This is a genomic window from Acetobacterium sp. (assembly GCF_041752335.1).
In the GTDB taxonomy this organism is placed as follows: Bacteria; Bacillota; Clostridia; order Eubacteriales; family Eubacteriaceae; genus Acetobacterium.
This window is the reverse complement of record NZ_JBGSHG010000039.1, coordinates 1-17,212: the sequence shown is the minus strand read 5'-3', so window position 1 is coordinate 17,212 and position 17,212 is coordinate 1. Positions and strand designations below refer to the sequence as shown.

Here is a 17,212-nt window from a genome sequence, read left to right as displayed (position 1 = left end):
AAATGGGAAATCATTGAATTTGTACTAAGTGAATTTAAATCATTGTATTCAAATAATAGAATTTAAAATAATTGGAGTGTCAACATGAATAAACACGGCGGATATCAGGGCGATAACAAAGAAATGCTGGATTTCAGCGTCAATATTAATCCCTTGGGAATACCCGCAGGAATCCGGGAAAAGCTGATCGCCGGCATTGATGAATTGGTGAAATATCCGGAGATCACCGGTGTTTCCGCGATTGGGAAGATTGCCGACGATCTGGGGGTACGGCCAGAAAATATCATTCTTGGTAACGGGGCCATTGAGCTGATCTATCTTTTTGCCCGCAGTATGGGGCAGGGAAAGGCCCTGATTGTCCAGCCGACCTTTAATGAATATGAACGGGCATTAAAGCTTTATGGCTGGGATGTGGTCCACCATGTCTTAACAGCGGCAGATGATTTTACCATTAACCCGGAGGCATTAGCAGCGGTGATTAAAAACGAAAAACCTCAGGCGGTATTTTTATGCAATCCCAATAATCCCACCGGCCGGGTTTATTCTAAAGGCTTTATCAGAGAGATGTTAGAGCATTCGGCTCCGGAAATCAGCTGGTTTCTGGATGAATCCTTCATGGATTTTTCTGACGAAAGCGGCAGCTTATCATTGGTTAAGGAAGCAAGACAGGCGGTTTTTATCTTAAAATCCCTGACCAAATTTTATGCCCTGCCGGGGCTGCGAATTGGCTACGCGGTCGGGGCTGTTCCAATTGTCAAAAAAATGGAAAGCTTTAAAGAGCCCTGGACTATTAATGCCCTGGGGCTGATTGCGGCTACGGGTGTATATGATGAAAAAGATTATGCTAAACAGACCAAAACCTATATTCAGAGCGAACGGCAGCGGGTATTTGAAGCGTTAAGCAAAATCAAAAGCCTCAAGGTTTATCCAAGTGGCACCGATTTTCATCTCTGCCAGCTATTAACGGGGACCGTAGCAGAGCTGCAAAGGGGCTTAGAAAAAGATGGCATGTCCATTAGAACCTGCGAAGATTTTATCGGTCTGGATGATTCGTATTTCAGGATTGCGATTAAAAAAGCAGCCGATAATACCAAGCTTTTGACTTTTCTTAAAAACTGGAGGAATGAGTAATGGGACAGTTAATATTTGTCACCGGCGGTGCCCGCAGCGGTAAGAGTACCTATGCCGAAAATTTAGCCCGGGAATCGGGCAAACCAGTGGCGTATATTGCCACAGCGATCGCCTTTGACGATGGCATGAAGGATCGCATCGCCAAACATCAGGCGCAGCGGCCGGATCATTGGGGAACGATTGAACAGTATAAGGATTTTCAGACGATCACAGAAAATCCCATTTTCAAGCAAGCAGAGATCGTTCTGTTTGACTGCCTGACGGTGATGACCACCAACAATATGCTGGATTTTCCGGTGGATTATGACAACTGTGACATGGAAAAGGTGGGCGAAATCGAAGCTGCCATAAAGATCGAAGTGGAAAAACTGCTGGACGTCTGTCAGGATAAAACCCTGATTGTTGTTTCCAACGAGGTGGGTTTGGGACTAGTGCCGGCCTACAAGCTGGGCAGCTATTTCCGGGACATCGCCGGACGGATGAATCAGCTGGTGGCCGGCCGGGCTAACGAAGCCTATCTGCTGGTTGCCGGTTTACCGATGAAATTAAAATAAATGACAGACAAGCCCATTTTCGGCGGCAATGATAATTGCTGAAGAAATGGGCTTTTATTTTATCTGAAATAACAGGGAGAAAATAAAAATGAATCAAAATGATTTAAAAGACGAGCTGTTGGCTTTAGCCGAAGAAAAATATCGAAAATTTTCCAGTAGCTTGACACCGGGAACCGATACGATCTTAGGGGTGCGCTTGCCGGCGCTTAGGAAGATCGGCAAACGGATTGCCAAAGCGGACTGGCGGAGCTATCTGGACACGGCCCGGGATGACAGCTTTGAGGAAACATTGCTGCAAGGGATGGTAATCGGTTATGCAGATGTGGAACTGCCAGAACGGCTGACGCTGATCAAAGACTATATCCCCAAAATTGACAACTGGTCAATCTGCGACAGTTTCTGTACCGGTCTGAAATTCACAAAACAACATAAAGAAGAGGTATGGCAGTTTTTACAACCCTATCTCCAGTCCAAGGAAGTTTATGAGATCCGTTTCGGGGTGGTGATGTTTATTTGTTATTACCTCGAAGACCGTTATCTGGAGCCGATGTTTCGAAATTTTAATGACATTGACTGCGACAACTATTATGTGAAGATGGCGGTTGCCTGGGCGATTACCAGCAGTTTTACAATTTTCCCGGAAATGACGATGATTTATCTGAAGGCCAATGATCTGGACGATTTTACCTACAATAAAGCCTTACAGAAAATCACCGAATCGCGGCAGGTAAATCCGGACATGAAGGTGCGGATACGTTGTATGAAACGAAAAAAGGAATAGTATTGAAGAGGGAATTCACAGTGTGTAGACACTGCGCAACATCGTGGTATAAAATGTATTGAACATCACATTTTTCGTTGTATATTTTGTAAATCAAATGAGAACAGTAAATTCAGGAGAGCATCCAGGCTGCTGCAGTTAAAGACCATCGATGGTTTAGCAACGCTTTACCAGTCGAATGATTGAGCATCCAGTAGTCAGACTGACTAATTTGAATAGGAGGTGCTATTATGGTGTATGTTGCTTTATTACGAGGTATCAATGTGGGCGGAAAAAACAAAATCGGGATGAAACATTTGAAGGAAACCTTTCTCCGGTTAGGTCTGGAGTCGGTGGTGACTTATATTAATTCCGGCAATGTGGTTTTTGTCGGTCACCAGACCAAAGATGTGTTGGAAAAGAAATTGCGTCAGGAAATTTATCTTGAATATGATCTGGACATTTCGGTATTAATTCGCAGTCTGAATGATTTTGAAAGCTTGATGGAAACCTTACCTGATGAATGGAAAAATGACGATACCATGAAATGTGATGTGTTGTTTTTGGAAAGCGGATTGGACGAAGCTGCAGTGATGGAAAAGTTGACCGTCAAACCTGGTATTGATACCGCCTTACCGGCCACTGGTGCAATTATCTGGTCGGTCGAGAGAAAAAATGTCACTCGCAGCAGTTTGACCAAAATTGTCGGCACGGATCTCTATAAAAAAATGACAGTGCGAAATGTGAATACCACCCGAAGGCTCTATGCAATAATGAAAAGTATTTAGGCAAAGCTAAGACCTTTCCGTTACTTGTTTTTGATTATGACAGGAATTTATCGGGGAATGAATAACAAATATCTGAGCATAAATTGTCTGTAAACAAGAAAAGAATATCAGACAGTCAGAAACGGGTCATAGATGGAAATGTGCACAATTTTATAATGCTGTCTGGGGCGCTGCGGCATAAGCAGGTAGGTCGGTAAGTGACGGATCCGGCCGATAGAAAAGAAATAATATTATTCCATCAGAATACCAAAGGAACGAAGCAATGAAAAATTGGAACCAACTGCCCTCTGGCGAAATCGAACTCACGATTGAAAGCGAAGCTTATCTTGAGCTTGCAAAAGACAGTCTTTTAAAATACCAATACGAAGATGCGCGACAGGAGCTTGAGGTTGCCGTCAGGAGCGCCAACCCGCAGGCGGAATATCTGCTGGGGGTACTTTATGAACATGCGCTTGGTGTCGATAGGGACGAAGAAAAGGCGCTTTTATGGTATCTTCGTGCTGCGGACCATGGCTACGCACCCGCCCAAACTGCCGCCGCCTCGCTGTATCTTGATGGGAACGATGGGCTAGCAGATTATGGCGAGGCCTATCGTTTGCTTACACTGGCCGTACAAAAAGAAGACGCAGATGCGGGATACTGGCCGGGATGGATGCCGGTGGAATTTCCTCATACTGAAGAATACTGCGATGAAGGCGAGTTCAGGATGCCGGAGCCAAAAGGATATGCAGAGTATCTGCTGGGATGGCTATATACGGCCGGTCTTGGTGTGAAGATTGACAGTGAGAAAGCCATCAGCTGGATTGAAAAGGCAGCAAAAAAAGGATGCCAGGCCGCCATTTTTGAGCTTGCACAGAGAAGCGGATATGGGATTGATATCAACGCAGTCTGGGCGAAAAAGGCGGTCGAGTATGGCGAATACGACCCACTTATCAGTGTCGCACTAAGATATCTAGAAGGTCATGCCACCCCGCAGAATAGCGAAAAAGGCCTGTCAATTCTCACTGAGCTTGCCGACAAGGGGATCGGCAGCGCACAGATCACGTTGGCTGAATGCTTGATCAATGGAAAAAGCATGCCCAAAGATGCCGAGAAAGCACTTCATTATTTATCGCTGGCGGCCCAAAATGGCTCTGCGAAACTAATTACTGGTTTGGGCATCGCATTGTACAAGTCAGAAGAAACAGAGATAGATCCGGACTTAGCCGTAAAAAGCCTGGAGCTGGCAGCTGCTGCGGGGGATGATGAGGCACTGGTTGAGCTCGGGAATTTGTACTTTGATGGTGCGGGTGACTTGGTACCGGATCAGGAAAAGGCTTTTCGGTATTATCGCCAGGCCGCCGAGAAAGATGTCTCCAGCGGTTGGGAATTGGTGGGTTACTGTTTGTATGAGGGTAAAGGGGCGCCGCAAAACAGGCAAGAAGCCTTGAGTTGCTATGAAAAAGCGGCCAAGCATGGTCTTTATAACAGTTATTACATGATGGGCATGATTTACGGCTATGATGAGACATTATGTAATTTTGAGAAAGCGGTCAGCTATTTTGAAAAATCGGCAATATTGGGGCAGACTGATGCGCTCATACGACTGGGAACCATGCATTTACACGGCGTGGGCGCGATCCCACCGGATCAGCAAAAGGCTTTTCAGTATTTTAGCCAGGCAGCGCTGGCGGATAATAGCGGCGGCTGGGAATGGGCGGCTTACTGTCATTACTGGGGCTATGGTACCCCGCAAAATAGGCAAAAAGCGCTGCAGTTCTATCACCAGGCGGCGAAAAAAGACTCGTGCCACAGCCAGTATATGCTGGGCTATATTTATGGCTATGATGTCACACCGCCTGATTTTAAAAAGGCGGCCCGCTGGTTTAAAGAAGCAGCCCGGCAGGGCCACAGCGATGCCCAGCTTAAACTGGGCTTTTACTACCACCACGGGCGCGGTGTCAAGCAAAATTACAAAACGGCATTTAAGCTGTTTACCCAGGCCGCAGCTCAAGGCCATGCCACCGCCATGCACAATATCGGCGACGCCTATGAAAACGGGTATGGGGTGGAAAAGGATGAAAAACAGGCGTTTAGCTGGTATCGCAAGTCCGCAGAACTGGGTGACAAGTGCGGGATGTTTAGTGCCGGCCGACTCTTGTTTGGTGGCATCGGTACGTCGCCAAATCAGGAAGAAGGCCGACGCTGGATAAACAAAGCCGCCAAAGCCGGTTTGCCGGATGCCATCGATTGGAGACCATAAGAGATGGCAGGCGCTATTGCTTTAGTAGCCAGGCTCCTTAACTTTTAAAAGCTTCATCCATCACTCAAAAATGAGCTTTGGATGAAGCTTTTAAATTTTCAAAAATTTTTAATGAAGATAAAGTAGTGCAGTTACTCATATCGCAGCGCATCAATCGGATCCAGTTTGGCGGCCTTATTGGCTGGATAAAAGCCAAAGAAGACGCCGATGGCCATGGAGAAGCAAAGGGCAATGATCATCGGTAAAAATGGTGGATTCGTCGGGAATTTCATCAGGGTGCTGCCCATTATTCCCAGAGCCGAGCCAAGTCCGACGCCGATGATTCCGCCGATCAGGCAGATAATAATGGCCTCAATGATAAACTGACTGCGAATCGCCGAATTACGGGCCCCCAGAGCCTTGCGGATACCGATTTCCTTGGTTCGTTCGGTGACCGACACCAGCATAATGTTCATCACGCCAATCCCGCCGACTAGCAATGAAATTCCGGCAATAACGGAGATTCCCAGGGATAAGGTGGCGAGCATGCCGGTGGCCTCACTGGCAATGGCTTCCAGACTTTCAGCCTGAATGGTAAAGTCTGATAATGAACCCAACCCCTTAACAAAAAAATCCTTGGTAGTCTGAGCGAAAGCCGCCGAATCGGTATTGGAAGTGGCCATGATGGTAAAATTTTCATAGCCATTTTGATTGGTCGTATCCGGATTCAGGGATTTGGCCGTGGTGATGGGAATAAAGCATTCAATCCGGGTATCGTCACCCATATAGAATAAGGGGTTATCGATCACCATTTTTTCGTAGACGCCGATCACGGTGTAGGTCTCATTGGTGGACTTGGTATCGACCTGGATTTCCTTGCCGATGACATCACCGTCGACGCCGACCAGATTGTTTCTCAGGGTGGTATCGATGATGATGACATTCCGGGTCCCATCCATATCCCGGTCGCTGATAAAGCGGCCCTGAACCAGATTGACATTGTTGACCAGACCATAATCAGGGCTGGCTCCGGTGATGCTGACATCTTTATGAATGAAGCCGCTGTTAAGCTGGCCCGACCCCATCCCGGTGGAAAAGCTGATGGCCTTGATCTGATCGGCATAGGTGTTTCTAAAAGCATCAAGTTCTTCCTGGGTAATCAGATCTTCTTCCTGAAGGGTCGACTGGGTATCATAATTTTTGGGCGACAGGGAAACCATAATATTTTTGCCGCCGATTTTATCCATGGTTTTGGTGACCGAGCCAGTCATGGCGGAACCCAGGGTGGAGATGGCCATCACCGAAGCTATCCCAATGATAATGCCCAGCATTGTTAACAGGGCCCGCATCTTATTGGCCCGCAAGCCCTCCAGGGCCAGCCGGATATTTTCAAACAGATTCATAACAGCCCTCCAATTGATAATGACCATTCATGCGGTTATCGACAATGGAACCATCCCGAAGCCGGATGGTTCGTTCGGTTTCTTCAGCCAGTTCGGCATTATGGGTAATCAGAATAATGGTTTTGCCCTGTTCCTGATGAAGCCGGTGAAAGATATCCATAACCAGGCGACCGGTATGGGTGTCCAGGGCGCCGGTGGGTTCATCGGCCAAAATGATGGCCGGATCGTTGGCCATCGCCCGGGCAATCGCGACCCGCTGTTTTTGGCCGCCGGATAATTCATTGGGGCGGTGATGGGAACGACCGCTCATCTCCACTAATTGGAGCAATTCAGCGGCTCGCCGCGATCGTTCGCTGCGGGGTATCCCGCCGTAAAGCATCGGTAAGGCGACATTTTTTAAGGCCGTCGAACGGGGAATCAGATTAAAGGTTTGGAAGACAAAGCCGATTTTTTTATTGCGGATTTGCGATAAACCGTCATCCCGGACATTTTCCATCGGCAAATGATCGAGATAATAATGACCTTTAGTGGGGCGATCCAGGGCCCCCAGGATATTCATCAGGGTAGATTTGCCGGAACCGGAAGCGCCGACAATCGATAAAAACTCGCCTTCGTAAACGTCCAAATCAATCCCGTGGAGAATTTCCAGTTCGTTGGGGGTTCCCAAATAATAGGATTTAACGATCCCCCTCATTTCGATAATTTTATTTCGCATCACTTATGCCCCGGCTTCCACAGAAACCACCATTCCCGGCGAAACGGTTTGCGGTTGAGAAATAATGGCCAGCCCATCACTGAGCTGCTCGCCGGCGATTTCAATCAGCGAATCGGTTTCCAGACCCGTGGTTACCGGAATCGATTCGACCGTATAGGAGCCCTGTTCGACGGGATTTTCTTTGGCCACATAAATACAAGACTGACCGGAATCATCCATCACCAGCGCCTCAAAGGGAACACAGAAGACATCGGCGCGCTCTTCACTGACAATGCTTAAGCGGCTGGTCATCCCGATTTTTAATCCGGTGGAATCGGCGGGAAGATCAATTTCAACTTCGAATTCGGCCTTGGTGGCGGTTGAAGCTGAATTGGCAGTTGCTTCGGTTTTAATTGCTGTCGGAGCGATTTTAGTCAGGTTACCTGGGAATACCTTATCCCCGGTGGCGTCAGATTTTACCAGCACCGGCATATTTTCGTGAATATGATTCAAATCAGCTTCTTTAACCTTACCCCGGACTTTAAGGTCGTTGGTATCTTCGATGGTAAAAAGCTCGCCATTGGCGGGGTTTCCTTTGACGGCATTCATCGCCGTGATGGTTCCGTTGGTGGTGGCCTTGACATAGCTGTAGCTGTCATCGGCTTTATTGTAGAGCTGACATAACCAATCGTCTTTGGCCACCCATTGACCAACCGAAACATAAATTTTTTCGATGTTATCATTGCTGGTGTCGCTGATTTTGACCTTGGTATAGCTTTCAATTACACCAGTGGCTGAAATTGTGTTTTGCAGGGTTGCCTTTGAAAGCGGGGCGGTTTTAACAGCAACCGCCGGCGCGGGCTGGGAATTCGCATAAACATAGGCACCCCCGCCAACCAATAGGGATACCCCAAGCACAACACATAAAATAATTCCTTTTTTCTTCATAACTTCTCCTTTTATTTCGCTTTGGTTTTGGATTTAAAAATATAGTTACTTGCTGTCGCAACTCGTATTATTGTATTAAGCAATTAATACAATAATACGAGTTGCGGTGATTGTCAAGCACTTTATTTAATTTTGCTTAGTGTTTAGCGCAAATCGGCAGCGAAGTTCGCAGCAGTTTCGCCAATCGCCAACATGCTTTTGTTTATTAAGATGGTTTAAGTATAAGCGTTAATTATGAAGATCAGGTTACTCAAATTCTTAAGATTTTTTGACAATAAAAAAAGACCCCATATTGGAGTCTTAAATCGTTTGAATGTCTATTGATGAATGGGCAGAGTCAGTTCAACCTTAAACAGCTGGTTCAGCTGATAATAGTCGATCCGTCCCTGATGGCGGGTGATAATTTTGCGGCAGGAGTCCAGACTGGAACCCTCAGCATCGATGACCTTTTTGCCAGCGGCATCGGGGTTATTTATCGTTTTATTACGCAGAATAATACAGAGTTCGTTCTTATTGAGGATCAGGCCAAAATCGATGGGCTTGTCGGGGTCGGCGTACTTAATAATATTGGCAGTCAGATAGTCAAAAATTCGTTGCAGCTGTTCTAAATCAACCCACAGGGAGAAGTCCCGTTCGATGCAGTTTTCCTGAACAACATCATAGCCGGCTTCTTTCAAAGCCTGGGTGGAAGAATTCAGAAGCTGATGAATCAGGGGTTTTCCATTATAAACCTTAAATTGGTAGTAGCCCTTGCCGTTATCGGTAAAGGCATGTTCAAAAAGATCGTCAATAAAACCGATGACCTGATAAGCTTTTTTTAGGGAGATCTTCAAGTAAGCTTCCTTTTTGGAAAAGTCATTTTCATCGGGGTTTTGGATCCGTTCAAGATAGCCGATGATTCCCGATAAGGGGGCATGGATTTCATTGGAAACAGAGGTGATAATATGATGATTTTCCATCTTGGCAAGGGATTCAGCCTTGTTTTTAGCCTCATATAAATCGTGAATCAGATTCATGTTATTGGCAATATCAGTGAGTTCGTTATTCCCCTGGAGCGGAATATAGGATTCAAAGTTTTCAGCGGCGACACGTTCGGATCCTTTTTGGAGCGTTTTCAGATAGCTTAATTTTTTGCGAATTAACTGGGATATTATAATAAATACTAAAAAACTGGGTATAATTGTGAACAAGATACTTAAAAATGGGTTGGACCCCAAAATGGGCAACAGAAAAAGATCTAAGATCACATTTAGGATAATCCCGCCAATTAAAGCAAAACTCAAATATTTTATAAAGACCGAGACCAATTCCTCATCTGGTCGATGCTTACTGTTTTTTATTTGGATCTGATCTGGTTTGTTGTTTTTCAATTTAATATTCCTTTCAGCATGTTTTTATCATACAATCATTGTAAACTGTAATGCGATTATAATCAACAAGAGCTTTAACTTAAATTCGATCAGCCCGGTGCTGTTGAGATAGAAAAAAATCACATAAATAAAGAAAAAAAGATTTTAGGAGGAGAAAATGAAAAGAAGAATTGGTTTGGCAGTCGTGGTGATGTTGGTAATGGGATTATTTGTGGGCTGTAACAGCAGTTCCAAGGCAACTACGGATGAGATGGCCGATAGCGTCGGCTTTACCGCAACCATCGACGAAGTCAGTGACACAGAACTGCTGGTGACGGTGTTGGATAATGAGAATTTTGATCAGGCCCGGGTTAACATGCAGGGCTTTGACAGTCTGGGTTTTGTGCCAGAGAAGGGCCAGACTGTTAAAATGACCATAAAAAATCAGGTCGGGATGAGCGAACCGCCCTTTGTAAATCCCATTACCATTGAACTGGTGAAGTAATTTAAGGGGTTGATAAGAAAATGGTTTCACTCCCGGTAGTTTTGGGATATAATAAAACTAGATTACTATGAGGAGAAATTGAATGAGCTTATACGATGCGTGGAAAAACTACATAGAAGAGAATTGCAACACCCAGGAAGAACAAAATGCATTTTGGGAAAAATACTGTGCTGATGAAAAAGTCCTATACCAGAAAATTCTCGGTGAAAAAATCACCACCATTTCCGGTAAGGTAGAAGATCTGGTTAAAGAAAGCAAGATGGTTCCGCCTCAATACATGGGTTTTCTGGACGGCATCAGCGATAGTCTGATGGCACCCATTGATCTTGAAAACATTGAATTGGAATCTGAAATCAAGCTGGAAATCGATTTTGCCAAGCTTTATAAGAATATGCTGGCAGTTCCGGCAGAATGGCTTTATACCCTGGAAGAATGGGATAATTTCTTCACGGAGGACGAACGGATTGAGCTCGAAAAAGATTACAAGCGATCAAAAACCGTAGTGAATGAAGTGAAGGTGGGCCGAAACGATCCATGTCCATGCGGATCCGGCAAAAAATACAAAAAGTGTTGTGGACTATAAAAAAAGAGCTTAAGCTCTTTTTTTTAGTGGTTGATTATTTCATGAATATAAAAAACAGTAATCATTGAGAGCGCAATATCCGGCGAAAATTTGCTTAAAAAGGTCGACATCCGCTCCGGACTGAGATCACCCCGGATACTCAAAAATACGATGTAAAAGGTGATGAAATTATACCGCAGAAAACTGCTGTTGGTTGGAGTTAAAAAAGTTCCGATGATTTTAGGATTGTCCAATAGGGAGAGGTTTTCATCCAAAAGACGATTCAACTCTTTGAGAATGGCCTGAATGAAAAAATCAACGGAATAGTTTTCCAATCGGGATACCCCCATGTTTTTCCCGGCAATTTCCAGCATCGCAAGAGCAAGTGGCTGATTTTTAAAAGATGTTTTCTTCAATAGATTTTCTAACGCTCTTAAAATATCGTTTTGACTGGCATCGGCCGGTAGGTTAAGAAGCGCCAGCATTTTTTGCAACTGTTTCTGGTTTGATAGCGGCAGACCCAAAGTGTTAATGAATTTCCTGAAAAAAGCATTGCTTTTTTGGGCGTTTAGATAAAAATACTTGCCATCCAGGATTCCAAATACTTTCAGAGCATCGAGATAACCTAATTGAATATTCTGTTCGATTTGTCGGGAATCGAAATTTAAAATCCCGCCAAGATACTCTGAATTACTGACAGTAATGATTTCGGCATTTTTATCCCGCACCCATTTTCGCATCCCGGGAGCAGGGAATTCCACGGAAATAATCTTGTTGAAATTCTGTTCCAGCATAAAATTAATCGGAACATTATCAAAGAATCCCCCATCAAGATAGGTTTTACCATCGATTTCCTGTTTCTGAAAAATGGGCAGGGCAGCACTGGCCAGTAAATAGTCAATCAGCTGGCCTTCGGGAATATCTTCAATCATCAGCTGACGTGGTTTCAGGCTGGTGATATCAACGGTTACCAGTCCGAACCGAATCGATGAATTGCGGATGGTTTCTTCAGAGACCAACTGGGTCAGATTCTGGCGCAGCGGTGAAATATCCAAGCCATCGGAAAAGAGAGACGTTAAAAAACCATTTCTGAAAACATCAAAATTTTCTTTTGACCACTGCTCCACATAGGTGTTGGTCATTTTTTGATTTAAATCAAGAACCTGGTTAATGGTCAGATTGGACCAGAACTCCATGGCAATTTCATAATCATCCTGGGCAATCATGGCGGCGTTCAGCGCCCCGACCGAGGTTCCGATAACGGCCCCCAGGGAGTAATTACATTCTCGGAGGGCCTTCCATACACCCATTTCAAAGGCACCTTTGGCACCGCCGCCACTAAGAACCAGGCCGTACTGTTGCTGCGACATTTAATGTTCACCTCTCTGTTATATAAGAAATGTTATTTAAAGAATCGTTTAAACGAATTAGTAGTACATGTTGTTCATCAGACCACCCAGCATTCCCATGCCGCCTAAACCGATGCAGGCGACGCAGGCAAAGATCATCAGCACCGTAAAGGCCATTCCGATGATCGAACAAATCAGACCAGCCATTGCCATGCCGGTGGGCAGACCCTGAAGTTTTCGTTCCTTCATGGCAAGCATCCCGAAAATAAGACCTACCGCACCGGTGACCAGACCACTACCCATCAATGTGATAAAGCTGACAATTGAGAAGATCCCCAGTGACAGTGCCAGGATTGATTTGGAATCGTAGGCCTCATCAATAACTCCTTCCGGATGACGTTCATCATAGGCATCCCGATTGCGGATCATAAATACAAAAATCGGACCCAGGAAAGGGAAAATAATACTGAGGACCAGATAAAGTACCCGGTGATCCTGATCATAAATACTGTAAAGCCAGAATTGCGCGGTGTAATAGTAGAAACTCAGTGCCAGTGATAACAAAACCCCCATAAAGGCGCCAAGATAGGGAATAAATCCCAGCATCGTCATGACAACGGTTAAGGCCAGACCCATCAGCGGCAGAAAAAGCTTCGCATAGGGAATATGCCAGGTGCTGATGGAAACATCATCGTTGATCAGTTCACCCATCAGATAGCGGCTGGCTAAGGGAATCCAGGCTAGCCAGGGGTTATCAATATTTCGGTTCTTTGCCATGGCGTAAAGACCAAGGGCATTAAAAACATAGCAAATTACACCGATCACAAGACTAATGACTAAAATAATACCAAGAACTGACATAATAACCGGCATGATTGCCATAAAACTGTCAGGCTGGGAAGAAATATCCCCCAGATAATCATCATACATATGCATAACAAAACCTCCTTAAAAATCTAATACCCTAATTATACCCTAAAGTCATTCAAATAACTAATTTTTCAAGTGTTTTTCATAGACCAGCTGGGGGATTCTCAGGATAAACAGGATCCCCAAAGCAATGATTATCAGGCTGATGAATTGCGAGATGGAGAGAAATCCGATGGCGCCGCGGGGGTCTGCGCGAAAAAACTCATTGATAAAGCGAAAGAGTCCCGAGGCGACTAAGTAGAATCCGGTGGTAAAACCAGGAGTTCTGCTTTTCCACAACACGGCCATCAGAAGCAGGGTGAGCACAAAAAGAAAGGCTGATTCAGATAACTGAGCAGGAAAAAGACCGATCCCGGATGGCGGATAGGCACCAACCGGATAATGAACAGCTCCGGGCCCCTCATAGGGAATACCATAACAACAGCCATTGAAAAAACAGCCAATCCGGCCAAAAGCCTGGGCCAGGGCTAAGCAGGGGACCGCGATATCGAAAAAGTGGATTGCATCGAGACGATAAACATGAGTGTAAAGATAGCCCCCCAGGATCCCGCCGATCAGTCCGCCATAGAAAATCGCACCGCCGGTGGCAAGGCGAATCAGGGCAGTTTCAGGGCTGGCGATCAGATTGGGCAAATCGACGATAATATAAAGCAGCTTAGCACCAGTGATGCCGCCGATGATTCCAAAGAGACCAAAAAACATGGCGTCCATGGTGGTAATTTGATATTTCTTTGCGGCTGGAATGGCCAGGAGAAATCCGCATCCGATTCCAATGAGGAACATGATTCCAAAAGTTGGGATTGCGTAATTAAAAATATGAATAATGGGATGCATAAGACTCCTTTTCTGACTGATAGTCAAAGGCTGGCTGTTCATTAATAATAAAATGAAGGTTAGCAGAAAGTTGACTGTATTTTGACTTCGGGTAAAAAAAATAGACGATGGGAGTCGTCTATTTTAAACACTTGAATCAACTGAACATCGCTGCGGTGCCCAATAGTCCGACACAGGCAACACAAGCGATCAGGACAATTGCACACAAGGCAAGACCAATGATATTAAGCACCAAACCGGCAGTCGCCATGCTATTCGGTTTAAACCCTTCCAATTCACCGGCTTTGCGGATCTGGATGGCAAAGATCAAACCAACAATTGCACAGATAATACCAATAATGGTGAAGTAGCTCCAAACGATACTAACCAAGGATACGATTCCCAATACAAGGGAAGCAATGGCCTTATTGTTATACTGTTCCATATAAGCCTCCTAAAGTAAAATTATTTCTATCTTTAGAATACTCCTCTTGGGAAAAAATGTCAAGATTTATGAATCTCTTTTAACTTATCCACCAGATCGAAAGCGACATGATTGATGGTTTGGGAACCGGCCACGAGAACCAGATCGTTCGGGCATAAATGGTCAGTCAGATGCTTGACAATATCCGCAAAGGCCGAAATGGTAACCGTTGGGATGCCGTATTTTGCTTCAATAGCTTTTTGCAAATCTTCGGAATAAATATTCCAGTCATTGCCTTCCCGATCCGAGTAGATATCGTTGAGAATGACGTAGTCAGCTTTGGCAAAGGCGTCCACAAAATCATCAAAGAAAAAGAAGGTCCGGGAATAGGTATGGGGTTGAAAAACAACCCAGAGTTTATGATGCTCATAATTGAGACAGGCATCCACGACCACCTTTAATTCGGTGGGGTGATGGGCATAATCTTCATAAACGTTGATCCCGTTGACCTCACCCCGGAATTCGAAACGGCGTTTGGCACCGCTGAATTTTGCCATGCCAGTGATGGATGTTGCCACCGGGATACAAAGGAAGTCGCCACAGATAATGGCCGAAAGAGAGTTAAGTACATTATGTTCGCCGGGAATAATCAATTGATAATGACCATAAAATTCACCTTTTTTATAGACATCAAAACTGGGTTTACCAACCTTATCATAAACAATATTGGCGGGATACCAGTCATTGGTTTTATTTAAGCCATAGGTAGTCACCGGACAGGCTAAATCAGCTACCACATCCAGAACATCCTGAGAATCGCCATAGGCAATCATCAAGCCATCAGCAGGCAGGATTTTTCCAAAGTTGGTAAAAGACTCCTTGATCTGTTTTAAGCCACCTGTAAAATAATCCAGATGATCTTCTTCGATATTGGTGATAATCCCGATCGAATGGGAAGTTGTCAGGAAACTGTCGACATATTCACAGGCCTCCACGACAAAGAACTCTTTTCCGTCAATAATGGCATTGCCGCCGAATTCATCAAGCTTGCCGCCAATACTCAGGCTAGGCCGTAGATCGGCATGCTGGAGCAGACAGGCAACCATGGATGAGGTTGTGGTTTTGCCATGGGTTCCGGAAACCGCAATGGTTTTATCAAAGATATGGGAAAAAAGACCCAGAAAACTCGAACGTTCGATTTTGGGAAGATTCAAGTCGGTGGCTTTAACCATGTCCGGATTATCATCATGAATGGCAGCAGAATAAACAACACAATCGGTGTCGGCAGGAATGTTTTTATAGTCGTGGCCGATATGAACCTTGATGCCCAGACATTCCAATTTTTCGGTGTAGGATGAAGCAATCATATCAGAACCTTCAATGGAGAAACCTTGGGATAGAGACATCGTAGCCAGGCCACTCATGCTGCTGCCGCCAATTCCAATGAAGAATAATTTATTGATGGGTCGGTTGAATTTGTTTTCTAGTTGTGCTTTCAAATAATCAGCTCCTTTATTGGTAATAAAATCTTAATTATTTCTTAATGTTTCATTAAAAAGTGTTTGTTTGCTGGATAAGAATATGCATGAAATAATCAAAATACCATTCAAAATCGGGGAAAACACTTTAAACCGAATTATAACACAGGTGTTTCCATTGAGTAAAGATTAAAAAAAACTTGCGCTTTCATTGAAATATGAATAATATTATAGCTATTGAGAATAATGTTCGGATTTTATCGAATCACATCATAGGTGGAAAATGAAAAAGAATGAAAGAATCAGTGTTATCACAAAAATACTGTCAGACCATCCCAACGAGGTATTCAGCTATAATTATTTTACCGATTTACTGGAAGCTGGAAAATCAAGCGTATGCGAAGATGTGGCCATTGTCAAAAACGCCATTGAACTGACCGGTACCGGCTATGTCGAAACCTATTCCGGGGCATCCGGAGGGGTGGTCTATCATCCTCAGGTTACCAGGGAAGAAGAGTTAGTTATCCTCAAAGAAATTGCCGATCAGCTTCGGTCACCGGCCCGAAAAATTCAGGGCGGTTTTGTCTATTACAGCGATATCCTCTCAAATCCCCGTTATTCTAAAAATATTGGCCGAATTATTGCCTCAAAATATGGCGAAATGGGGATTGAGTATGTCATCACCACCGAAACCAAGGGAATCCCTGCCGCCATGGAAACAGCCCACTATTTGAATGTCCCGATGGGATTGATCCGTCGTTCCAACCGGGTAACTGAGGGGGCAACGACCAGTGTCAACTATATTTCCGGGTCATCCAATAAAATTAAGACTATGTACCTGAGCCGACGGATTGATCTGAAAGACAAAAAAGTACTGGTGATTGATGATTTCATGAAGGGTGGCGGAACCGCCAAAGGAATGACTAATCTGATGGAAGAGGTTGGTGCCGAGGTGATGGGAATCTGTGTTATTTTTGTAACCCGATCCCCGGCGGAAAAACTGGTTGAACATTTCACTCCGCTGATCTTGATGGATGACGAAAACCTGGAAGCCGGATTGCTGGTTTCCCTGCATTCTGAAAGCCGAGAACTGAAATAAGCACAGCGTCTAATAACACAATGTGAAGGAATAAACAGGACCTTAAACGAAAGAATATTTTTGTTTTTTTTAAACCCTTTTTGAAAATAATAAGAATGGAAAATATTTAAGGTTTTTGTTTTAATATAGTTGAATTTGTGTTAGTATATACCTAGAATTAGACATGTGACTTTATTTCAAAGGGGAGGCTTACGAGATGGAAAT

The 17,212-nt window shown here is 44.6% G+C and carries 17 protein-coding genes; 8 read left to right on the top strand and 9 right to left on the bottom strand.

The features are described 5' to 3' along the window. The first annotated feature begins 84 nt into the window (after positions 1 to 84). The 5 genes from ACEW8F_RS05495 (at position 85) to ACEW8F_RS05475 (ending at position 5,475) form a co-directional block, all read left to right on the top strand. Entirely contained in the window at positions 85 to 1,131 is a 1,047-nt protein-coding gene (locus ACEW8F_RS05495; protein WP_373482470.1) for a histidinol-phosphate transaminase, read from the top strand. Then, the gene (gene cobU, locus ACEW8F_RS05490; protein WP_373482469.1) at positions 1,131 to 1,685 is read left to right on the top strand and encodes a bifunctional adenosylcobinamide kinase/adenosylcobinamide-phosphate guanylyltransferase; all 555 of its coding nucleotides are present in this window, start codon (positions 1,131 to 1,133) and stop codon (positions 1,683 to 1,685) included. Before ACEW8F_RS05495 ends, cobU begins: the two co-directional genes overlap by 1 nt. 88 nt (positions 1,686 to 1,773) lie before the next feature. Then, complete coding sequence (locus ACEW8F_RS05485) at positions 1,774 to 2,466, top strand: DNA alkylation repair protein (protein ID WP_373482468.1); 693 nt, start codon at positions 1,774 to 1,776, stop codon at positions 2,464 to 2,466. 230 nt (positions 2,467 to 2,696) lie between these two features. Next, positions 2,697 to 3,233, top strand: a complete 537-nt coding sequence (locus ACEW8F_RS05480; RefSeq protein ID WP_373482467.1) for a DUF1697 domain-containing protein — start codon at positions 2,697 to 2,699, stop codon at positions 3,231 to 3,233. Positions 3,234 to 3,495: 262 nt separating this feature from the next. Further along, on the top strand, positions 3,496 to 5,475 hold the full coding sequence (locus tag ACEW8F_RS05475) for a tetratricopeptide repeat protein (RefSeq protein WP_373482466.1): 1,980 nt from the start codon (positions 3,496 to 3,498) through the stop codon (positions 5,473 to 5,475). 131 nt (positions 5,476 to 5,606) lie between these two features. On the opposite strand, the gene ACEW8F_RS05470 is transcribed toward ACEW8F_RS05475, so the two are convergent. The 4 genes from ACEW8F_RS05470 to ACEW8F_RS05455 all read right to left on the bottom strand — a co-directional run bounded on the left by ACEW8F_RS05470 (position 5,607) and on the right by ACEW8F_RS05455 (position 9,869). Then, positions 5,607 to 6,857, bottom strand: coding sequence for an ABC transporter permease (locus ACEW8F_RS05470; protein ID WP_373482465.1), 1,251 nt, complete (start codon positions 6,855 to 6,857; stop codon positions 5,607 to 5,609). Then, on the bottom strand, positions 6,844 to 7,572 hold the full coding sequence (locus ACEW8F_RS05465; protein ID WP_373482464.1) for an ABC transporter ATP-binding protein: 729 nt from the start codon (positions 7,570 to 7,572) through the stop codon (positions 6,844 to 6,846). The genes ACEW8F_RS05470 and ACEW8F_RS05465 overlap by 14 nt, the downstream gene beginning before the upstream one ends. A gap of 3 nt (positions 7,573 to 7,575) precedes the next feature. Beyond that, positions 7,576 to 8,499, bottom strand: a complete 924-nt coding sequence (locus ACEW8F_RS05460) for an efflux RND transporter periplasmic adaptor subunit (protein WP_373482463.1) — start codon at positions 8,497 to 8,499, stop codon at positions 7,576 to 7,578. Positions 8,500 to 8,816: 317 nt separating this feature from the next. Further along, positions 8,817 to 9,869: a hypothetical protein gene (locus tag ACEW8F_RS05455; RefSeq protein WP_373482462.1), complete on the bottom strand. Its 1,053-nt coding sequence runs from the start codon at positions 9,867 to 9,869 to the stop codon at positions 8,817 to 8,819. Between the two features lie 157 nt (positions 9,870 to 10,026). Here ACEW8F_RS05455 and ACEW8F_RS05450 point away from each other — a divergent pair, with 157 nt between their 5' ends. Both ACEW8F_RS05450 and ACEW8F_RS05445 read left to right on the top strand, forming a co-directional pair. Beyond that, positions 10,027 to 10,353: a hypothetical protein gene (locus ACEW8F_RS05450; protein WP_373482461.1), complete on the top strand. Its 327-nt coding sequence runs from the start codon at positions 10,027 to 10,029 to the stop codon at positions 10,351 to 10,353. 82 nt (positions 10,354 to 10,435) lie between these two features. Next, positions 10,436 to 10,936 carry an SEC-C metal-binding domain-containing protein gene (locus tag ACEW8F_RS05445; protein WP_373482460.1) on the top strand — a complete coding sequence of 167 codons (501 nt, stop codon included), beginning with the start codon at positions 10,436 to 10,438 and terminating at the stop codon, positions 10,934 to 10,936. A 23-nt stretch (positions 10,937 to 10,959) separates the two neighbouring features. Here ACEW8F_RS05445 and ACEW8F_RS05440 read toward each other — a convergent pair whose 3' ends face one another. The 5 genes from ACEW8F_RS05440 to murC all read right to left on the bottom strand — a co-directional run bounded on the left by ACEW8F_RS05440 (position 10,960) and on the right by murC (position 15,930). After that, positions 10,960 to 12,285 (bottom strand): patatin-like phospholipase family protein, encoded by a 1,326-nt coding sequence (locus ACEW8F_RS05440; protein WP_373482459.1) that lies wholly within the window; start codon positions 12,283 to 12,285, stop codon positions 10,960 to 10,962. 57 nt (positions 12,286 to 12,342) lie between these two features. Next, a complete protein-coding gene (locus ACEW8F_RS05435) occupies positions 12,343 to 13,200 on the bottom strand; it encodes a DUF4190 domain-containing protein (protein WP_373482458.1) in 858 nt (285 codons plus the stop codon). A 57-nt stretch (positions 13,201 to 13,257) separates the two neighbouring features. After that, complete coding sequence (locus tag ACEW8F_RS05430) at positions 13,258 to 14,028, bottom strand: prolipoprotein diacylglyceryl transferase (RefSeq protein ID WP_373482457.1); 771 nt, start codon at positions 14,026 to 14,028, stop codon at positions 13,258 to 13,260. Positions 14,029 to 14,164: 136 nt separating this feature from the next. Beyond that, entirely contained in the window at positions 14,165 to 14,452 is a 288-nt protein-coding gene (locus ACEW8F_RS05425; RefSeq protein ID WP_026394658.1) for a hypothetical protein, read from the bottom strand. Between the two features lie 59 nt (positions 14,453 to 14,511). Beyond that, the gene (murC, locus tag ACEW8F_RS05420) at positions 14,512 to 15,930 is read right to left on the bottom strand and encodes a UDP-N-acetylmuramate--L-alanine ligase (RefSeq protein ID WP_373482456.1); all 1,419 of its coding nucleotides are present in this window, start codon (positions 15,928 to 15,930) and stop codon (positions 14,512 to 14,514) included. Positions 15,931 to 16,192: 262 nt separating this feature from the next. Here murC and purR point away from each other — a divergent pair, with 262 nt between their 5' ends. Continuing rightward, on the top strand, positions 16,193 to 17,008 hold the full coding sequence (gene purR / locus ACEW8F_RS05415) for a pur operon repressor (protein ID WP_373482455.1): 816 nt from the start codon (positions 16,193 to 16,195) through the stop codon (positions 17,006 to 17,008). Positions 17,009 to 17,212 lie beyond the last annotated feature (204 nt).